This is a genomic window from Streptosporangium sp. NPDC051022, assembly GCF_040683035.1.
Taxonomy (GTDB): domain Bacteria; phylum Actinomycetota; class Actinomycetes; order Streptosporangiales; family Streptosporangiaceae; genus Streptosporangium.
Genome location: NZ_JBFBCF010000002.1, coordinates 322,286 through 341,338, shown reverse-complemented (window position 1 = coordinate 341,338; position 19,053 = coordinate 322,286). Strand labels below are relative to the sequence as shown.

Genomic DNA, 19,053 nt, shown 5'->3' with positions numbered 1-19,053 from the left:
AGTATGGATCACTGGCATACGTGATGATCCATTGTCAGTTGCCGGAGTCCGGCTCCTCCTTCGTCTCCCCCTTCGGCTCCGCGTCCGGATCACCGTCCGTCGCCACGTAGCCGACCACCTCGCGCAGCTTCTCCACCGGGATGACCCCGCGGCGCAGCAACCGCGGCACCGCCGTGGTCAGATCGAGGATCGTGGAAGGAATGTTGCCGGCGGTCGGGCCGCCGTCGAGGTAGACCCCCACGGAGTCGCCCAGCTGCTCCTCGGCCTCGGCGGCCGTGGTCGCCGCGGGGGCGCCCGAGCGGTTGGCGCTGGACACGGCCAGTGGGCCGGTCTGCTTGAGCAGTTCGAGGGCGAGCGGGTGCAGCGGCATCCGCAGGGCCACCGTGCCCTTGGCATCGCCCAGGTCCCACGACAGTGACCGATTGGCGCGGCAGATCAGCGTGAGCGGGCCGGGCCAGAAGGCGTCGATGAGGTCCTGGCCGTACGGGCCGAGGTTCTCCACCAGGGCGGTGGCCGCGCGCACGGTGCCGACCAGCACGGGCGGGGGCATGTCGCGCCCACGTCCCTTGGCATCGAGCAACGCCGTGACGGCGGGCGGTATGAAAGCGTCCACCCCGACCCCGTAGACGGTGTCGGTGGGAAAGACCACCAGCTCGTACTTCGGTATGGCTATCACCACGTCGGCCAAACCCATGGCTCGCTGATCGGGGTCTGAGCAGTCATAGCGTCGGCTCACAACAACCATCCTATTCCTGGCCGAAACGGGCGGTGACGAAGCGGTCCCTGCGAGTGAGGTCCTGACGGCTGCGCACGTCGCGCCAGCCGTTGTCCTCGGGGAAGATCAGATAGACCGGTGTTCCCTGTTCGTCGGCGTGCTCGACGGCGACGAAGCCTCCGGGGCGCAGCAGCCGCCTGGCCGTGCGCTCGACCGCCCTGACCTCGTCGAGGCCGTCGCTGCCCGAACCGTACAGCGCGCGACGCGGATCGTAGTCGCGCACCTCGGGATCACGGGGGATCGCGCCGGGCGGGATGTAGGGCGGGTTGGAGATGACCAGGTCCACCTGCCCGTTGAGCTCGGACAGGGCGTCGGCCAGGTCCTCGGGGTGCAGGTGGACGCGCCCCTGCCCGTGCTCCAGAATGTTGCGTTTGGCCCAGCTGTAGGCCTCGGGATCGACCTCGACGGCGTGCACCGTGGCCAGTGCGATCTCCTGGGCGATGGACAGCGCGATGGCGCCGGATCCGGTGCCGAGGTCCACGACCACGGGTGAGGCGACGTCCATCTCCCTCAGGCGCTCGATCGCCCAGCCCGCCACGACCTCGGTCTCCGGGCGCGGCACGAAGACACCGGGCCCGACCTCCAGGGACAGGTAGCGGAAGTACGCGCGCCCGGTGATGTGCTGGAGCGGCTCGCGAGCCTCGCGCCGGGCGATGCCCTCCCAGAAGAGCGCGTCGAACTCCGCGTCCGTGACGTTGTGAAGCTCGCTGCGCCGTACTCCGTGGACGAACGCGGCGATCTCCTCGGCGTCCGTGCGCGGCGACGGCACACCTGCCTCGGCGAGCCGGGCGGTGGCGAGGGCGATCTCGTCCAGCAGAAAGGTCATGGGCGCGTTCTATGAGTGGTCTGCGAGCTTCTCCGCCATCTCGGCGTCGAGCAGGGACTGAATCACGGCGGTGAGGTCGCCGTCCAGTACTTGATCGAGGTTGTAGGCCTTGAAGCCGACGCGGTGGTCGGAAATGCGGTTCTCGGGGAAGTTGTAGGTCCGGATGCGCTCTGAGCGGTCGACGGTCCGGATCTGGGACTTGCGCTCGGCCATGGCGGCGGCGTTCGCCTCCTCCTCGGCGATGGCCTGGAGGCGGGCGCGCAGGATGCGCATGGCCGACTCCTTGTTCTGGAGCTGGCTCTTCTCGTTCTGGCAGGAGGCGACGACGCCGGTCGGGACGTGCGTGATCCGCACGGCCGAGTCGGTGGTGTTGACGCTCTGCCCTCCGGGGCCGCTGGAGCGGTAGACGTCGATACGGAGGTCGTTCGGGTCGATCTGCACGTCGACCTCCTCCGCCTCCGGGTAGACGAGCACGCCGGCCGCGCTCGTGTGGATGCGCCCCTGCGACTCGGTGACCGGCACGCGCTGCACCCGGTGCACGCCGCCCTCGAACTTCAGCCTCGACCACACGCCGTCGTCGCCCCTGGCCTTCACCGCGACCGTGACGTCCTTGTATCCGCCCAGGTCGGAGTGGGTCGCGTCGATCAGCTCGGTCTTCCACCCGACCCGCTCGGCGTAGCGGAGGTACATCCGCAGGAGGTCTCCGGCGAACAGCGCCGACTCCTCGCCGCCCTCACCCGCCTTGATCTCCATGATGATGTCCTTGTCATCATTGGGATCACGCGGGATCAGCAGGTGCCTGAGCTTGTCCTCCAGCTCGGGGACGCGGGCCTCGAGCTCCTTGGCCTCCTCCGCGAAGGCCTCGTCCTCGGAGGCCAGCTCCCTGGCGGTCTCCAGATCGTTCTGGACGCCTTCGAGCTCCCGGTAGGTGTTGATGATCGGGGTCAGCTCTGCGTAACGCCTGCCGAACGTGCGCGCCTGGGTGGGATTGGCGTGCACGGTGGGGTCGGCGAGCTTGAGTTCCAGCTCGGCATACTCACTGAGCAGCTCGTCGAGATTCACCGTGCGTCCTTCCTCGAAGTCCTTACGAAGCCTGCCTAATCACCACGAACGCCGACCCGGGCACCCCCGGAGAATGAGGGGTGGTTCCGAGCCGGCGTCGGGAGCGAGCTACTGGCCCGTGGACTTCTTGCCGAAGCGCTTCTCGAAGCGCGCCACCCGGCCACCGGTGTCCAGGATCTTCTGCTTGCCCGTGTAGAACGGGTGGCAGGCGGAGCACACGTCGGCGTGGATCGCACCGTTCTTGGCGGTGCTACGGGTGGTGAAGGTGTTACCGCACGTGCAAGTCACCTCGGTGGTGATGTACTCCGGGTGAATGTCGGGCTTCATGTCCTGTCAGTCCTCTCCAAGGCGCGGTCGCCGGGTCGCCACTGTCTCTCGCCTGTGCGGCTTGCGCGCTGTAGCACACGGGGTGCGCGCGGGCGGGAACCGGAACCGCTGCGGTTCGGCTACCAGTGTGCCAGATGCTCCAACCACCCCAGGCCACAGGACATTCCCGGGAGGCCATGACCTGGTTCTGTAGACGAGTCACACCCGTACCACTAGGCTCCGGTGCCCAAACCGTAACTTTTACCATTATTTTTACCCGAGTAAGGGGACCAATGATGAGGAACGGGATGCGACTGCTTCTGGCAGCCGCAACGGGGGCCGTCGTCTTCGCCAGTGGTACGGCGACAGCCCTCGCCACCCAGTCCGCCCTCTCCAAGACTGCGGCGGCCGCCTGCGCGCTCACCACCACCGACGTCTCGGACATCAAGTTCGAAGAGGCATACGTCCCGCTCAAGGACGACATCACCGTCGGCTTCGAGGCCACCATCAAGGCCCCGTACAAGCTTGCCAACGGAGCGCTCGTCAAGGACGTGACGGGCATCAAGGCGGACTTCCAGCGCCCCGGCGAGACCGGCTGGAACGAGGCCATCGTCGCGCAGATCGACAACCCGCCCGCCACCACGACGCCTCCGGCCGAGGTCAAGGTCAAGGGCAACTTCAAGATCACCAAGGACAACAAGGACGGCAAGTGGCAGCTCCGGCTGGCGGTCACCCGTGACGGGGCCGCGGCCAAGGACAGCTGCCAGGAAGTCGCCGTTGACCCGCAGGTCAAGTACGTCAGCTCCGCGGTGACCGACCCGGTCGTCGTCACCCCGGGCCAGGACACCAGGGTGGCCGTCAAGGCGACCGTCCTCGGCGCCTCCTCGGTCTCCGCCAGGCTCTTCAGCAACGACGGCAACGACTCCGTCGACCTCACGCTGGAGAAGGGCAACAGCGCCAACACCTGGTACCAGGACACCTGGTTCGACAGCGACTTCACCACCGGCAACTGGACGCTGGAGCTGACCGCCGGGCGCGGCAAGGAGAGCGTCAAGTACGAGCGGGCCGACACCTTCTACGTGCAGGCCGGCAAGTCCAGCACCAAGAAGAGCAAGACCAAGGTCGCCTTCGACGTCAGCGCGAACAAGGTCAAGAAGGGCAAGTCGATCCGCCTGTTCGGCACCGCCTACCGGGGCAGCTCGGCCTACTCCGGCAAGATGGTCGAGCTCTACTACAAGAAGAAGGGCACTTCCAGCTGGAAGTTCCTCTCCTTCACCAAGGCGAACGCCAAGGGCAAGTTCAGCAAGACCGTCAAGCCGAAGTTCGACGCCTACTGGCGCGCGAGGCTCCCGGCAACCAGCAAGACCTACGCGGCCACCTCCGGTGCCGAGTTCGTCGACGTCCGCTGAACGGCCGGACGCCATGGCGTGAGCGGTACGCGCCCCTCATGGCCCCTCGTGTGAGCCGCGACCTCACCTGAGCGGAACCGCGAGACCGCGACACGGACACCACGCACCACACCGCACCACATCGCACCATCGCACCACCGCATCACCTCGCCGAACGGCACCGTGACCCCGTCACGGCGCCCGAAGACCGCGCTGCACGCCTCGCGTCCCCAACCCCGGGCGCAAGCCGTACAGACGGCGACAGGCAGGAGGCGGGAACGAAAGAGCGCCCGGCGGCGTCCGCAGCCGGGCGCTCTCCCGTTTCCGGATGCCCTCACCGCCCCGGCGTCCCGGACCTCTCACCGCCCCAGATAGGCCAGTACGGCCAGCACCCGGCGGTGGTCGTCGGAGGCCGGGCTCAGGCCCAGCTTGGCGAAGATGCCGGAGATGTGCTTCTCCACGGCACCGTCGGTGACGGCCAGGCGGCCGGCTATCGCGGTGTTGGAGCGGCCCTGCGCCATCAGGGTCAGAACCTCGCGCTCCCTGGCCGTCAGCGAGTCGAGCGGATCGTCTCGCCGGTAGCGGTTGAGCAGTTGCGCGATCACCTCGGGGTCGATGATCGTCCCCCCTGCCGCGACCCGGCGCACCGCGTCGAGGAAGTCGGACACGTCCGCGACCCGCTCCTTGAGCAGATAACCGACGGCCGCGGCGCCCCCGCCGATCAGCTCGGTGGCGTACCGTTCCTCGACGTACTGCGACAGCACCAGGATCGGCAGCGAGGGCCGCAGCTCCCTGGCCCGCAGCGCCGCGCGCAGCCCCTCGTCGGTGTGGGTCGGCGGCATGCGGACGTCCACGATCGCCAGGTCGGGATCGTGCTCGGTCACCGCGGACACCAGCCCGGGACCGTCCCCGGCCACGGCGACGGTCTCGATCCCGCCGTCGGCCAGGAGCATGGCCAGCCCCTCGCGGAGCAGCACGGAGTCTTCGGCGATCACCACTCGCATGCCCCAAGTGTTCACCACTCGCAGGGCAGTTCGGCGCGAATCAGGGTCGGGCCGCCGGGCGGGCTGTCCACGCTGAGGACGCCGTCGATGGTCGCGGCCCGGTCCGCCAGGCCCGCCAGGCCTCCCCCGGGGCGCGGCACCGCGGCGCCGACCCCGTTGTCGCGGATCTCGACGACCACCCGCCGGTCACGGTGGCTGACCCGTACGGACGCCTCGGTGGCCTCGGCGTGCTTGGCCATGTTGGTCAGGGACTCGGCCACGACGAAGTAGGCGATGCTCTCCACCGCGGCCGGGGGCCGGTCGGAGATCTCGACCGACAGGTGCACCCGCACCGGCGCCCGGGAGGCGAGCGAGGACAGCGCGGCGTCGAGGCCGCGGTCGGTGAGGATCGCCGGGTGGATGCCCCGGGCGAGGTCACGCAGCTCGGCGATGGCGGCCTTGGTCCCGGCGTGGGCCTGGGCGAGGAGTCGCCGGGCGATCTCCGGCTCGCTGTCCATCTTGGCCTGGGCGCGGCCGAGGTCCATGGCGACGGACAGCAGCCGCTGCTGGGCGCCGTCGTGCAGGTCGCGCTCGATCCTGCGCCGTTCCGCCTCGGCCGCGTCGACCCCGCGCGCCCGGCTGGCGCGCAGGTGGGCCGCCCTGGCCAGCAGCACGCTCTTCTTCCCCTCGCCCAGCAGCACGACGGCGAGCGACGCGTGCAGCCACGCCATCCCCCGCGTCGCGTACAGCGCGGCGCAGAGGAAGCCCAGCCCCGCGGGGAGGCACGGCAGCGCCTCCGCCACGCTGTCGACCGACACTCCCGCGGCGACCGACAGGTGTCCGGCTCCGGACAGCATGATCGGCACGACGGCGATCAGCCCGAGCGCCAGGGACCACAGCGCCACGGAGACGACGAACTCCCCCGCGCCGACCGGCAGCAGCAGCGCGAGGTACAGCAGGTCCTTCCAGGTCGCCGGATCGACGATCACGTCCTTCCAGCGCAGGAACGGGTTGCGGCTCTCCGAGCGCCGGTAGGGGTCGGCGATCACGGTGCCGAAGGCCAGCCTGAGCGTCCGGCGTTCGAGCATCGCCGCACCGCGCCAGGCCAGCATGGTCAGCGTGAACAGCGGCAGCCCCGCCCAGACCGCCACCAGGGTCAGCGAGATCGGGATCACGGTGATCAGCACGGCGGAGCAGACGGCGCCGTAGAACACGCTCAGCAGGAGGTACGGCACGGCACGCCAGGTCATCGGATCGACGAACACGCCCAGCGGCCCGTTGGGCCCCAGCGGGACGCGCCGCCGCAGCGGCGTCCGCTCCGCGGGGGGCGCGCCCACCACCGTCTCGGCCGTCATGCCCCCTCCGCCCCGGCACGTCACGGTCACGAAGTCCCCGGGAGGCCGGCCCCGGGTCGTCCGGCCTGCGGGCCCCGGGGCGCGGCGACATGGGGCGGGCAGGCGTCCTGACTCATGGATATCCCGAAGACACGGGGCGCACAAGGGCCGTGGAACGGCGAACGCCCCGGCCGCGGGGCCGGGGCGTTCGTCGTACAGCGGGGTGGTGGCACGGCCGGAGCCGGCCGAGGTCCTCACGGCCCTCACGCCCCTCACAGCCCTCCCGGACCTGCCGGTCCGGTCAGTCCTGTCGATCCCGTCAGTCGCGGTCGGAGCTGACCGTCGTCTTCTGGACCTGGAGGAGGAACTCCGCGTTGGACTTGGTCTCCCTCATCTTCTCCAGGAGCAGCTCCAGGGCCTGCTGCATGTCCAGGGCGTGCAGGACGCGCCGCAGCTTCCAGGTGATCTGGAGCTCGTCCTTCGACATGAGGATCTCTTCCTTACGGGTGCCGGACGCGTCGACGTCCACCGCGGGGAAGATCCTCTTGTCGGCGAGCTGGCGGTTGAGCTTGAGCTCCAGGTTTCCGGTGCCCTTGAACTCCTCGAAGATGACCTCGTCCATCTTGGAGCCGGTCTCGACCAGCGCCGTGGCGAGGATCGTCAGCGAGCCGCCGTTCTCGATGTTGCGGGCGGCGCCGAAGAACCGCTTGGGCGGGTAGAGCGCGGTGGAGTCGACACCACCGGACAGGATGCGCCCGGAGGCCGGGGCCGCCAGGTTGTAGGCCCGGCCCAGGCGGGTGATGGAGTCGAGCAGCACGACGACGTCGTGCCCCAGCTCGACCAGGCGCTTGGCGCGCTCGATGGCGAGCTCGGCGACCGTGGTGTGGTCCTCGGCCGGACGGTCGAAGGTCGAGTGGATGACCTCGCCCTTCACCGACCGCTGCATGTCGGTGACCTCTTCCGGACGCTCGTCGACCAGGACGACCATCAGGTGGCACTCGGGGTTGTTCCGGGTGATCGCGTTGGCGATCGACTGGAGCACCATGGTCTTGCCTGCCTTGGGCGGCGAGACGATGAGGCCTCGCTGGCCCTTGCCGATCGGCGCGACCAGGTCGATGATCCGGGTGGTCAGGACGTTCGGCTCGGTCTCCAGGCGCAGCCGCTCCTGCGGGTACAGCGGGACGAGCTTGTTGAAGTCGGGCCGCTGCCGCGCCTGCTCCGGGTCCATGCCGTTGACCGTGTCGAGGCGGACCAGGGCGTTGAACTTCTCGCGGCGCTCGCCGTCGCGGGGCTGGCGCACCGCGCCGGTGACGACGTCGCCCTTGCGCAGGCCGTTCCGGCGGATCTGCGCGAGCGAGACGTAGACGTCGTTGGCTCCCGGAAGGTAGCCGCTGGTCCGCACGAAGGCGTAGTTGTCGAGGATGTCCAGGATGCCGGCGATCGGGATCAGGACGTCGTCGTCGCCGACCACGGGCTCGTTGCTGTCGAAGCGGTCACGGCCACGGCGGTTGCGCTCCCTGAACCGGCCGCGACGGCCACGGCGGTCGTCGTCGTCCACACCGTGCTGGTCGCCGCGGTCCTGCGGGCCACGGTCCTGCGGGCCACGGTTCTGCGGCCCCCGGTCGCCACGGTCGCCCCGGTCACCACGGTCGCCGCGGTCGCTCACACGGTCACCGCGGTCGGTGCCCCGGTCGCCGCGCTCGTTCCGGTCGTTCCGGTCGTTCACGCGCTCGCGGTTCTGGCCCGCGTCGGCGGCGCGCTGGTCGGCACGGCCGTCGCCGCGCTCGCGCCGGTCGTTGACGCGCTCGCCGCGGTCGCCGTTACGGCCCCGGCGCTCACCGCGCTCGCGGCGGCTCTCGCCGCGCTCGGCGCGGTTCTCGGCCTGTCCCGTCTCGGCCTGCTGCTCCACGACGGGAGCGGCGGGGGCGGCGGGCTCGGCGACCGGCGCGGCGGCCTGGGCGGCCACGGGCGCGGGCTGGGCCTGCTCGGCGACCGGCTCGGCGACGACGGCAGCGGCGCGGGAACGTTCCCTCCGGCTGCGGACCGGGCGCTCGGCGACCGGTTCCGCCGTGGGAGCGGGGGCGGCCGCGGCGGCCGGGGCCGCCGGGGTCTCCTTGACGGCGACGGGAGCCGGGGCGCTCTCGGTGGTTACGCCCTGCTTCTCCTGGATCGCCGCGATGAGCTGGCTCTTACGCATCCGCCCGGTTCCGCTGATGCCGAGGCCGGACGCCATGGCCTGCAGTTCAGGCAGCACCATGGCGGACAGGCCGGTACCGGAGCGACGGCGCGGCTTGGCCGCGGCGCGGGTGGGGGTGTCGCCGGCCTCCGGCGATGCGCCGGTGGCGTCGGAGAGGAGTTCGGTGGTGTCGCTCACTAATGGGTCCTTCCCAGGGGTCGGGCGTGGCCATGATCAGCCAATCGTCCCGGTGGTGCGATCGACCCGGTGGGACAGACCGGGTCGGGTTGCACGTCGCGATCCTCGGCGGTCCTTGGGGACCGCCGCCACTGTCGGAGAAGGGCACATCCATGCCGTCACCATCGAGATTCGCCGACGGTGGGGCTTGGAGGACACCCCCCGGATTGCTACCGGCAACCAGATGTCGAGGTAGTTCGAACGCGCATGTCCCCTCAAACGCCGCCTCTCGTTGCCCCAACCGAATGTGGAGCATTCGGAGGCGACGGATTCGGGGAGGCCACTGCGGCGTTCATGCCCCACGGAGTGAGACATGAAGCAGCGATGTGTGGCTGACAAGCACGCACCCAACAAGGGGGCACCTGGTGCGGCTACCAGCCTAACATCACCAGCGCACACAGCTATTCCCTGAAGGTCGAAGAGGTATCAGCGTGTCTCGGGAGAGACAACACAGGCACCGCGGGTTTCGACATCCAGTGGCTGGATGAGCCAATCAGTACCCACTTCCGGTGCGATCAAATCCTGCGTATCCACTGTCGAAAACGCAAGAATGGTGGGACCCGCTCCCGAGACGACCGTAGGGACGCCGATCCCGCGCAGACGTTGTACCAGATCCGCCGTCTGCGGCATCGCAGGCGCGCGGTAGTCCTGGTGCAAGCGGTCTTCGGTGGCGGCGAGCAGGAGTTCCCTGTCCGGCCTCGTGGTCAACGCCGCCACCAGCAGCGCCGCCCGCCCCGCGTTCGCGGACGCGTCGGCGTGTGGCACGCTCTCGGGAAGCAGCCCCCTGGCGACCTCCGTGGAGAGACGGTGCCTGGGAATAACGGCCACAGGCCTGATGTCGGCGTGTGGAACCAGTTTCAGCATATGCGGAACGTTCGACTGGTCTGTCCAGGCGACGGTCAGCCCGCCCGCCAGGCACGGAGCCACGTTGTCCGGATGCCCCTCCAGCTCCGTGGCCAGCGCGAAGACGTCGTCGTCGGTGAACTCGGGCGGCCCGGCGGGATGTTCGGCGGGCGTCCCGTCCTCGTGGGGCACGGCCGCGTACGGCGTGCCGGCCAGCGCCCGCGCGGCGAGGATGCCCGCGCAGATCGCCGCCGACGAGGAGCCGAGTCCCCGCGCGTGCGGGATGCGGTTGAGGCAGCGCAGCCGGATGCCGCGCGGCTGCGGGACCCCCATCCGGTCGAAGGTCCGGCGCATCGTCCGCACGACGAGGTGCCCCTCGCCGTCGTCGAGCTCGCCCGCGCCCTCCCCCGTGACCTCGATCCCGATGCTCAGGGAACGGGGGTCGCCACCGGGGTCGACCAGGCTGACCTCGACCTCGTCATAGAGGGCGAGGGCGAGCCCCAGGGTGTCGAATCCGGGGCCGAGGTTGGCCGACGTCGCCGGTACCCGGACGGTGACCTTGATGCTGTCGGTCATCGAGAATCTGGGGCGCGGCCCCCGGCACGGCCGTGGTGAGGCGGGGCCCCCGGCGCGGCACGGGGAGGAAGCCCCTCCTCCTATCTGCCTGATTCGGGATCTACCTGATCCGAGACGGTCTACCTGATGCGGACGGCGCCCGGCGGTCGCGGCGGCCCGGCCGCCGCGACGCGCGTGGGCGGGCGAGATCCCGTGGAGCGGGGATCAGGCGAGTTCCAGGGCGGTGGCCGCGGCGTGGGCGTCGATCGGGATCGTCACCGGGGTCGGCGCGCCGGAGATGGCCCAGTCGGGGTCCTTGAGGCCGTTGCCGGTCACCGTGCAGACGATCCGCTGGCCGGAGGCGACGAGCCCCTGGTCGTGGGCCTGGAGGAGACCGGCGACGCTGGCGGCGGAGGCCAGCTCGACGAACACGCCCTCCTCCTGGGCCAGCAGCTTGTAGGCCGCGGCGATCTGACGGTCGGTGACGGCCTGGATGACGCCGCCGGACTCGTCACGGGCCGCCTCGGCGAGCTGCCAGGAGGCGGGGTTGCCGATGCGGATCGCGGTGGCGATCGTGTGCGGGTGCGCCACCGGCGCGCCGTTGACGATCGGCGCGGCGCCGCTGGCCTGGAAGCCGAACATTCGCGGGGTCTTCACCGCGACGCCGTCCTTGGCGTACTCGGTGTAGCCCATCCAGTAGGCCGAGATGTTGCCCGCGTTGCCGACCGGGATGCAGTGGATGTCGGGCGCGTCGCCGAGCGCGTCCACGATCTCGAAGGCCGCGGTCTTCTGGCCCTGGAGCCGGAACGGGTTGACCGAGTTGACCAGCGCGATCGGGTAGTTCTCCGAAAGCTTCCTGGTCATGTCGAGGCAGTCGTCGAAGGAGCCCTCGACCTGGAGCAGCTTCGCGCCGTGGACGAGCGCCTGGGCCAGCTTGCCCATCGCGATCTTGCCGCGGGGCACCAGCACCGCGCAGGTCAGGCCGGCGCGGACGGCGTAGGCGGCGGCCGAGGCGCTGGTGTTGCCGGTGGAGGCGCAGATGACGGCCTTCGCGCCGTCCTCGACGGCCTTGCTGATGGCCATCGTCATGCCGCGGTCCTTGAAGCTGCCTGTCGGGTTCGCGCCCTCCACCTTGAGGTAGACGTCGCAGCCGGTCAGCGCCGAGATCCGGTGCGCCGGGACGAGCGGCGTGCCGCCCTCCAGGAGCGTGACGACGGGCGTCGCCGTGGTCACCGGAAGTCGGTCGCGGTACTCCTCGATGAGGCCACGCCACGCCCTGGTCATCATTGCTCCTCCCGCGCGTCATCAGCACGCGCGTCCTACCTGCGGTGTTAGGCAGCAAGTCTACGGGCACCCGCGTCGAGCCCGGGATCGCCTGTCCACCAAATGGACGGGCCGCGCGTCTTCCATCCAGGAAACGCTAAGGAAGCGCGGGTAGGGTCAACGGGTCCTGAGAAGCGGGAACGCAGACAAGGAGCACTACATCATGACGGGCGGAGCCGCGATCGACCGGCCCCCGATCCGGCACAACGATTACTCCCCCCTGGATCCGCCGCCACTGGGCGCCTGGGATCCGGAACTCTCGGTCAGCGTGATCATCCCCGCGCACGGCGGGCAGCACCGGCTCGACCTGGCCCTGGCCGCCCTGGCCGCGCAGACCTACCCCGACCACCTCATGGAAGTCATCGTGGTCGACGACGGCAGCGATCCGCCGCTGCGCCTGCCGGAGATCGTCCCGCCGAACACCCGGCTGGTGCCCGCGGCCCCCGGGGGCTGGGGCATCGCGCACGCCCTCAACACCGGGGCCGGCCTCGCCGAGGGGCGGATCATCCAGCGCCTGGACGCCGACATGATCGTCTGGCGCGAGCACATCGAGGCACTGGCCCGCTGGCACCACCTGACCGACTACCTGGTCACCATCGGCGCGAAGAAGTTCGTCGAGGACCGGACGCTCCTCCCCGCGCAGCTGCACGAGCGGGCGCGGGCGGGTTCGCTGGAGGACGTCTTCGACCTGTCGGAGGCGCTGGCCAGCTCCACGGAGCAGACGATCTCCCGCACCGACGGCCTGCGGACCAGCCGCAACCCCTACCACGTGTGCACGGGGCCGACGGTCTCGATGCGGCGGGAGACCTTCCACGCGGTGGGCGGGGTCGACACCGACGTGCTCAGGGGCGAGGACACCGAGTTCGCCTACCGGCTCGCCACCCACGGTGTGGTCTTCGTCCCCGACATGGCGGCCAGGGCCGTGCACCTGGGAATCCCCGCCCAGCGCCGCGACCGGCAGCGGGCGGTCCGCGCGGTCACCCCCTACCTGGCCCACCGGGTGCCGCTCCGGCGGGACCTGCGAAAGGACCGGGGCAGGCGGTGGCTGGTGCCGTACGTCGAGGTGGTCCTGCGCGTCGACGCGGACGAGGAGCGGGTGCGCCGGGCGGTGAGCGCCGCCCTCGACGGATCGGTCGCCGACGTGCGGGTCACCCTGCTCGCCCCCTGGTCACGGCTGTCCGGGGGCCGGCACTCCGCCCTGGGCGACCCGTCGTTCGAGTTGCGCCTGCTGCGCGAGCAGTTCGCCCACGACGACCGGGTACGGCTGGCCGACGAGGTCTCCCCGACCCCCGCGCCGACCCCGTTCCGCTACACGGGCCCGGTCTCGGTCCCGCTTGGTCACGACTCGCTGGAGCGGATGATCGCCGCGGTTCAGGAGGACCGTTCCGGTCTGCTCGTGGTCGACCTCGGCGACGACGGCTCGGCGGCCCTGGAGCGCGCCGAGGCGCTGGGCCGGGCCAGGCTGCTGGGCGCCGACGACGTCGTCACCTCGATCAGGACCACCCACGGCGTACGGCACGGCGACCGGGCGGAGTTCTGGCCTGCGTGGACGGCGCCCGCGCCCACCGGGGAGAGGCCGCCCGAGGCCTCCGGTGGCAGGACCGAGCCCGCTTCCCCCAAGCCCCAGAAGCCCCCGGTGTCCCCGGTGTCTCCGGTGGCCCCGGCACCCGCCGCGTGGCACGCCACCGCGCCGAGGTCCTTGCGCGGCAGGCTCAGGGCGGCGGTATGGGCGATCCGGAACGGGTGACGGGCGTGTGACGGAACGGGTGACGGAGCGGCCTTGAGGGGACGAGTGACGGGGCGGCCCTGAGGGGACGGCCTGGAGGTCAGCCCGCCGAGGGAGCGTTCTCCCACCCTCCGGGATCCCGTCCCCCGGGCTCACGGTTCTCGGGCCGGGGGGTGACACGCCGCCGCACCGCCAGGCCGAAGGCGACGACGAGCAGACCGGCCACGCCCGCCACCGCGAACGGCGCCGCGGGCCGCCAGCTGTCGAAGAGCGCTCCGCCGAGCGCGGAGACGACGAGGATTCCCACGGCGCCGCAGAGCGTCTGCACGCCGTAGGCGGAGGCGCGCACCGCCGATGGGACCTGCTGGGCCAGCAGCGGGCCCGCGGTGACGATGGCACCGATCTCCCCGAGGCCGACGAAGACGGCGACGATCATCATGCCGGAGCCGAGCGGATCGTCGATCAGCAACGTGGACAGGTAGGACACCGCGGCCACGGCCTGGGCGAGGATGACCGCGTCCTGACGGCGCATCCGGTCGCCCAGCCGGCCGAACAGCGGGGCCCCGACGGTGGCCACCGTCTGCGCGATGCCGACCACCGCCCCGGCGCGGGCCAGGGCCTCGGCCGTGGACATGCCGCCTTCGCCCTGGACCTGGTGAACGATCCACAGGGGCATGAACGCGGCGACGACGGACAGGTCCGCGCGGGCCACGAATGCCGCCGCGTAGGACAGGGCGACCCCGGGGTCGCGGGCGAGCACGACGCCCTCCCTGACCAGGCGGGGCAGCGGGACGCGCTCGGCGCCCGCGCCGCCCCCGATCCGGGAGAGGGTGAACCACATCAGCACGGCGACGACGAGGACGACCGCGGCGACGGTCAGGAACGACAGGCGGGCGGCGGTGACCCTGGTCGTCTCCCCGTCGCCGAGGGCCGCCTCGAAGCCCGCGGGGAGACGGACCAGGCCGAGCACGGCGACGATCGCGCCCAGGCCGCTGAACAGGCCGACCAGGCCGTACGACGTGCTCCGGGAACGGTCGCGGACGTAGTCGACGGCGACCGTGGCCAGCATCCCGCTGAGCGCGGCCACCCCCAGCGCGAAGACCACCCGCAGCGCGACGAGCACGGGCACGCCTCCGGCGAAGGGGGACAGCGCGGCGCCCAGGCCGCACAGGACGAACCCTGCCACCACGACCGGCCGCCGGCCGAAACGGTCGGCCAGCGCGCCGTACCAGGGCAGGCTGAGGATCATCGCGATCTCGGCGGCGGCGGCCAGCAACCCCACCACGCCGCCCTGGTTCGCCTCACCCCCGAGGACGGCGAACAGGATGTACGGCTGCGCCGCGGGCAGAAAAGTAATGATCATGGTCGCGGCGAACGCCATGACCATGGAGGCCACCACGTTGCCGGGACGGACACCGTCGGCGAGGTGGAGACCGAGGAAACGGCGCGGAGGGGAAGCGGCCATGGCGCGATCTTGCCAGCTCCCGGATCTCTTCTCCAGGCACCCTTCTCGATATGATCACGACAATTCCGGAAAAATCTCCACCGGGGAGCAGCACGTGACCGACCAGGCACCCAAGGGCATCAACACGCACATACCTAATGTCGCGCGCATGTACGACTACTACCTGGGAGGTAAGGACAATTTCCCCGCAGATCGGGAGGCCGCGGAGAAGGTCCTGACCGTCGTCCCCGAAATCCGGCACAGCGCCCGTTCCAACCGTGCGTTCCTGCGCCGCACGGTCGACTTCATCGCCAGGACGGGCGTCGACCAGTTCCTCGACATCGGCGCCGGTCTGCCGACCCAGAACAACGTGCACCAGGTCGCGCCCGACGCCAAGGTCGTCTACGTCGACAACGACCCAACGGTCCTGGTCCACGGCAGGGCGATCCTCGGCAAGAACGAGAACGTGACCATCGTCGAGGGAGACGCGCGCCGCCCCCTCGAGATCCTGAACCACCCGGACGTCCGGGCCGCGATCGACTTCGACAGGCCCGTGGGGATCCTCCTGCTGGCGATCATGCACTTCGTGCCCGACGAGGACGACCCCTCGGGCATCGTCGCGACCCTCCGCGAGGCCATGGTGCCAGGCAGCCACCTGGCCATGTCACACGTCGCGATCGACGCCAGGCCCGCGGCGGCCGACGGGGTCACCAAGGTCTACGACCGGGCCTCCTCCCCGTTCGTCGCCAGGACCGGCGCGGAGATCATCCGCCTGTTCGACGGCTTCGACGTGGTCGAGCCCGGCATCGTCAACCTTCCCGAGTGGCGCCCGGATCCCGGCGCCGTGGTCCCCTACAAGGGCATCGGGTCCTACTTCCTCGGCGGGGTCGGAGCCGTCACCGCCGACGGGTGATCGCCCGTTTGACCGACGACAGCAGGCCGTACTGGACGACCTTCCTGGCGGCGGCCAGCTCCTTGCGCAGGCCGCCGACCTCCCTGCGCAGCTCGACCGCGCTCTTGCGCCAGCGACCGGCCTCCTCACGCCACCGGGCGACCTGCCCGCGCAGCCGCTCCACCTCCTTGGTGAGGCGGGCCACCTCGGCCTGGGCCTCGGCCCTGGCCCGGTAGGCGCCGCGGCGCCCGGTGAGCGCCCTGGCCTCGGGCCGGAACCCGTAGGTCTCCCCGTCGACCCAGAAGGTGCCGAAGGTGTCCTCGACCGCCTCGTCGAGTTCCTCGCCCTCCCGCAGCACGATGGCGGCGCGGGCGAACGCGGCGGTGCGCTCCAGCCTGGCCGTGACGATCCCGTGCCCCGGTTCCTCCGCCAGCAGTACCGAGATCAGGCCGTGCCCCTCCTCCACCGCGAGGTCGAGCAGCCGCGCGAGGCTGTCCTCCCCCGGTGTCCACCCGGCGGGCAGCCTCAGCCGGTACGGCGCCGCCCCCCAGCCCCTCCCGCCACCGTCCGCCGGGTACGGCGCGGCGGGCCCGCCGGGCGGCGGGGCGGCGAGGGTGAGGCACACCCGGGCGTCGTGGGCGTAGTGACCGCGGATCAGCACCAGGTCCAGGTCGGGGTTGCGCAGGGGGGCGCGGCCCTCGGCGGCGGCCCTGTCCCACGGCCCGGGAAGGGTGACCGCCACGTCGGGCACGGTGCCCGCGAACACGGCGTCGACGGTGGCGCGGACCTCGTCGTACCTCTGATCGCTCTGATCGCTCTGATCGCCCAGGCCGCCACCCTCCTGCCCTCGGCCGCCCTCCGTCTCGACGACGACCTCCAGGTAGGGCACCTTCCACTGCCTGGACGGATGGGAGCGGAGCCAGCGGTAGGCGGGGATCCGGTCGGCCACGAAGGCGTGGCTGACCCGGTCGATGGGCGCCTTGCCGCGCATCCGCATGGTGGGGCCCAGATGGAAGGCGCGGGCCAGCGGCTCGGGGACGAAGACCGCCCCCGCCTGGGCCAGCCGGTAGCCCATCTCGGTGTCCTGGCCGAGGACGAGGTCGGTGTCCATGGGGCCCGCCTGGGCGAGCAGCGCGGCGTTGACCGAGGTCGCGCCGCCCACGTGCAGGCTGAAGGCGCGGTGCGGGTTGTCGGTGAGGCCGCCGGTCCGCTCGATCAGGTCGACCAGCCAGGCGTGCGGCTCCGCCGGTTCGAACAGCTCGGCCAGGTCCCCCGAGGCGACCACCGCCTCGGGGGTCGGCAGCGGCGCGGACGTGAAGCGCAGGTATCCGGTCACCACGAGGTACGGCGCCGCGTGGTGCCAGCGCATGTGCGCCTCGACGGACCGGCGGTCCAGGACCACGTCGGAGTCCAGCCAGTGGATCACGTCGCCCGTCGCGGCCCGCAGCCCGGCGTTGCGGGCGTGCGCCCTGCCCGGCGTCGGGCAGACCACCAGCCGGGTGCCCTCCGGCCGGAGATCGGGCAGGCGCAGCGGCGGATCGCTGCCGTTGTCGACCACCACGACCTCGGTCAGCTCGGCGGGGTAGGTCTGGGCCGCGAGCCCGGCCAGCGCCAGGTCGAGCTTGTCCTGGCCACCGTAGGCGGGCACGACCACGCTGACCCGCAGCGACGGTGTCCAGGCGCCCAGTTCGGCGGGGGCGAGGGTGCGGTAGTCGTTGCCCACGATCCGCGCGATCACGAGGCCTCCAGGATCAGGCTCGGCCGGAAGCCCCGCCACTGGTTCGACGCGACACGCAGGAAGTGGGCGAGCGGAAGCCGCCAGGTGTGCTCGGCGCCCAACGAGCGCCGCAGTACGTAGCCGAGACCGTGGGTGCGGTAGATGCGCGCCCCCTCGGCGTGCGCGGCCTTCAGGAACCCGGCGTCGACCCCGCGCGGCAGGGCGGGGAACCCGCCGAGCGCCTCGAACCTCTCCCGGGCGAGCAGGATCGTTCCCCCGGCGACGTGGTCGGACCAGACCTCGCTGGTGTAGTCGGTCCTGCGGATCGTCACGTTCAGGGGCTCCAGGTAGAAGAACTCGGCCGCGGCGCCCACGATGTCGGCGCCCGCGTAGGACCTCGCCAGAAGCATGTCGGCCAGGTGCTCGGGACCGTACCAATCGTCGTCGTCCCACTTGGCGACGTACTGCCCGCCCGCCTTCGAGGCGGCCCGGTTCAGCACCTCCCCGAAGGGTGTCGCCGCGTCGGCCTCGGTCACCGTGATCGGCAGCTCGCTCTCCGCGAGCGCCCGCCGTACGTCCGGGTGGCCGGCGGAGACTCCGTGCAGGCCCAGCAGGACCTCGACCTCCACCCCGCGCTGACCGGCGATCTGGGCGAGCGCGGAGCCCAGCATGTGCGGGCGCATGCTGGAGATCACGACGCTGACGCCGGGCACGGCCGTCGTGGCCGCCGGGCTCGCCGTGGCCGTCCGGGCCGCTCCGGTAGCGGTGGCGGCCATGACGGCTGTGGCAGCCATGGCGGCCGTGGACGCCGTGCCACGGTGCGCGGGACCGCGGCGGCGCGTGAGGTCACGGTGGTACGGGAGGCCGTGGTGGTGCGCGAGGCCGTGGCGGCGCAGCCGTACGCTGTGCTCCTCCCTGCGCAGCGCGGCCACCGAGCGCGGCCCGCCCTCGCCACCCTCCGGGTTCTCCTCCGGCGTCCAGGCCGCCAGCAGGCGGGCCAGTCCCGGCTCGACCCAGCCGGGTGACACGGCGGCGCGCAGGGGCACCCCGGCGGCCGCCAGATCGACGACGGCGTCGGTGGGGACCTCGACGGAGGGCCACAGGACGGTCAGGCCGCGCAGCGCCCTGAGCCGGGCGACCTCGGCGGCACCGGGCCGCTCTCCGAGGGGTTCGCCCGCCGCCCGCCACCCCGCGCCGGTCCATGACAACTCGGCCGTTCCCTCCGTCGCCGATCGCAGGAAGCCTGTGGGAGTCGCGGAAGGGGGCGGGACGGGGGAGATCGGCGGTGCGGGCACCAGCGAAGGATAGCGAGGCCGAAAGATCACTTCTCACCGCGCTTCCGACTTGACTTGAGCGCTTGCGATCAGTCACTCACAGCGTTCACGCAGGTCACAAAAACCTTGGGGTTTCCATTTATTGACATATTCACACTTCAGCCGTGGATAGCCTCAAACACCCCCCAGCCG

At 71.2% G+C, this 19,053-nt stretch carries 15 protein-coding genes; 3 read left to right on the top strand and 12 right to left on the bottom strand.

Annotated features, from left to right (window positions below; genetic code table 11):
- Positions 1-34: 34 nt before the first annotated feature.
- From AB0N02_RS05520 to rpmE, 4 genes are all read right to left on the bottom strand, one after another.
- On the bottom strand, positions 35-736 hold the full coding sequence (locus AB0N02_RS05520; protein ID WP_363943039.1) for an L-threonylcarbamoyladenylate synthase: 702 nt from the start codon (positions 734-736) through the stop codon (positions 35-37).
- Positions 737-746: 10 nt separating this feature from the next.
- Complete coding sequence (prmC, locus tag AB0N02_RS05515; protein ID WP_363943037.1) at positions 747-1,601, bottom strand: peptide chain release factor N(5)-glutamine methyltransferase; 855 nt, start codon at positions 1,599-1,601, stop codon at positions 747-749.
- A 9-nt stretch (positions 1,602-1,610) separates the two neighbouring features.
- A complete protein-coding gene (prfA, locus tag AB0N02_RS05510) occupies positions 1,611-2,663 on the bottom strand; it encodes a peptide chain release factor 1 (RefSeq protein ID WP_363943035.1) in 1,053 nt (350 codons plus the stop codon).
- A 108-nt stretch (positions 2,664-2,771) separates the two neighbouring features.
- Complete coding sequence (gene rpmE, locus AB0N02_RS05505; protein ID WP_363943033.1) at positions 2,772-2,990, bottom strand: 50S ribosomal protein L31; 219 nt, start codon at positions 2,988-2,990, stop codon at positions 2,772-2,774.
- A gap of 287 nt (positions 2,991-3,277) precedes the next feature.
- Between rpmE and AB0N02_RS05500 the strand changes: the two genes are divergently transcribed.
- The gene (locus AB0N02_RS05500) at positions 3,278-4,378 is read left to right on the top strand and encodes a hypothetical protein (RefSeq protein WP_363943031.1); all 1,101 of its coding nucleotides are present in this window, start codon (positions 3,278-3,280) and stop codon (positions 4,376-4,378) included.
- Between the two features lie 338 nt (positions 4,379-4,716).
- Here AB0N02_RS05500 and AB0N02_RS05495 read toward each other — a convergent pair whose 3' ends face one another.
- The 5 genes from AB0N02_RS05495 to thrC all read right to left on the bottom strand — a co-directional run bounded on the left by AB0N02_RS05495 (position 4,717) and on the right by thrC (position 11,769).
- Positions 4,717-5,361 carry a response regulator transcription factor gene (locus tag AB0N02_RS05495; RefSeq protein WP_363943029.1) on the bottom strand — a complete coding sequence of 215 codons (645 nt, stop codon included), beginning with the start codon at positions 5,359-5,361 and terminating at the stop codon, positions 4,717-4,719.
- 11 nt (positions 5,362-5,372) lie between these two features.
- Positions 5,373-6,695: a sensor domain-containing protein gene (locus tag AB0N02_RS05490; RefSeq protein WP_363943027.1), complete on the bottom strand. Its 1,323-nt coding sequence runs from the start codon at positions 6,693-6,695 to the stop codon at positions 5,373-5,375.
- Positions 6,696-6,993: 298 nt separating this feature from the next.
- A complete protein-coding gene (rho, locus tag AB0N02_RS05485; RefSeq protein ID WP_363943025.1) occupies positions 6,994-9,048 on the bottom strand; it encodes a transcription termination factor Rho in 2,055 nt (684 codons plus the stop codon).
- A gap of 465 nt (positions 9,049-9,513) precedes the next feature.
- Entirely contained in the window at positions 9,514-10,506 is a 993-nt protein-coding gene (locus AB0N02_RS05480; RefSeq protein ID WP_363943024.1) for a homoserine kinase, read from the bottom strand.
- A gap of 204 nt (positions 10,507-10,710) precedes the next feature.
- The gene (gene thrC, locus AB0N02_RS05475) at positions 10,711-11,769 is read right to left on the bottom strand and encodes a threonine synthase (RefSeq protein ID WP_363943432.1); all 1,059 of its coding nucleotides are present in this window, start codon (positions 11,767-11,769) and stop codon (positions 10,711-10,713) included.
- A 202-nt stretch (positions 11,770-11,971) separates the two neighbouring features.
- Between thrC and AB0N02_RS05470 the strand changes: the two genes are divergently transcribed.
- A complete protein-coding gene (locus tag AB0N02_RS05470) occupies positions 11,972-13,555 on the top strand; it encodes a glycosyltransferase (RefSeq protein WP_363943022.1) in 1,584 nt (527 codons plus the stop codon).
- A 79-nt stretch (positions 13,556-13,634) separates the two neighbouring features.
- Here AB0N02_RS05470 and AB0N02_RS05465 read toward each other — a convergent pair whose 3' ends face one another.
- Positions 13,635-14,999 carry an MFS transporter gene (locus tag AB0N02_RS05465; RefSeq protein WP_363943020.1) on the bottom strand — a complete coding sequence of 455 codons (1,365 nt, stop codon included), beginning with the start codon at positions 14,997-14,999 and terminating at the stop codon, positions 13,635-13,637.
- Positions 15,000-15,093: 94 nt separating this feature from the next.
- Between AB0N02_RS05465 and AB0N02_RS05460 the strand changes: the two genes are divergently transcribed.
- Positions 15,094-15,891: an SAM-dependent methyltransferase gene (locus tag AB0N02_RS05460; RefSeq protein ID WP_363943018.1), complete on the top strand. Its 798-nt coding sequence runs from the start codon at positions 15,094-15,096 to the stop codon at positions 15,889-15,891.
- On the opposite strand, the gene AB0N02_RS05455 is transcribed toward AB0N02_RS05460, so the two are convergent.
- Together AB0N02_RS05455 and AB0N02_RS05450 are read right to left on the bottom strand one after the other, a co-directional pair.
- Positions 15,875-17,608, bottom strand: a complete 1,734-nt coding sequence (locus tag AB0N02_RS05455; protein ID WP_363943016.1) for a glycosyltransferase — start codon at positions 17,606-17,608, stop codon at positions 15,875-15,877. The genes AB0N02_RS05460 and AB0N02_RS05455 overlap by 17 nt on opposite strands.
- Complete coding sequence (locus AB0N02_RS05450) at positions 17,605-18,882, bottom strand: glycosyltransferase (protein ID WP_363943015.1); 1,278 nt, start codon at positions 18,880-18,882, stop codon at positions 17,605-17,607. The genes AB0N02_RS05455 and AB0N02_RS05450 overlap by 4 nt, the downstream gene beginning before the upstream one ends.
- Positions 18,883-19,053 lie beyond the last annotated feature (171 nt).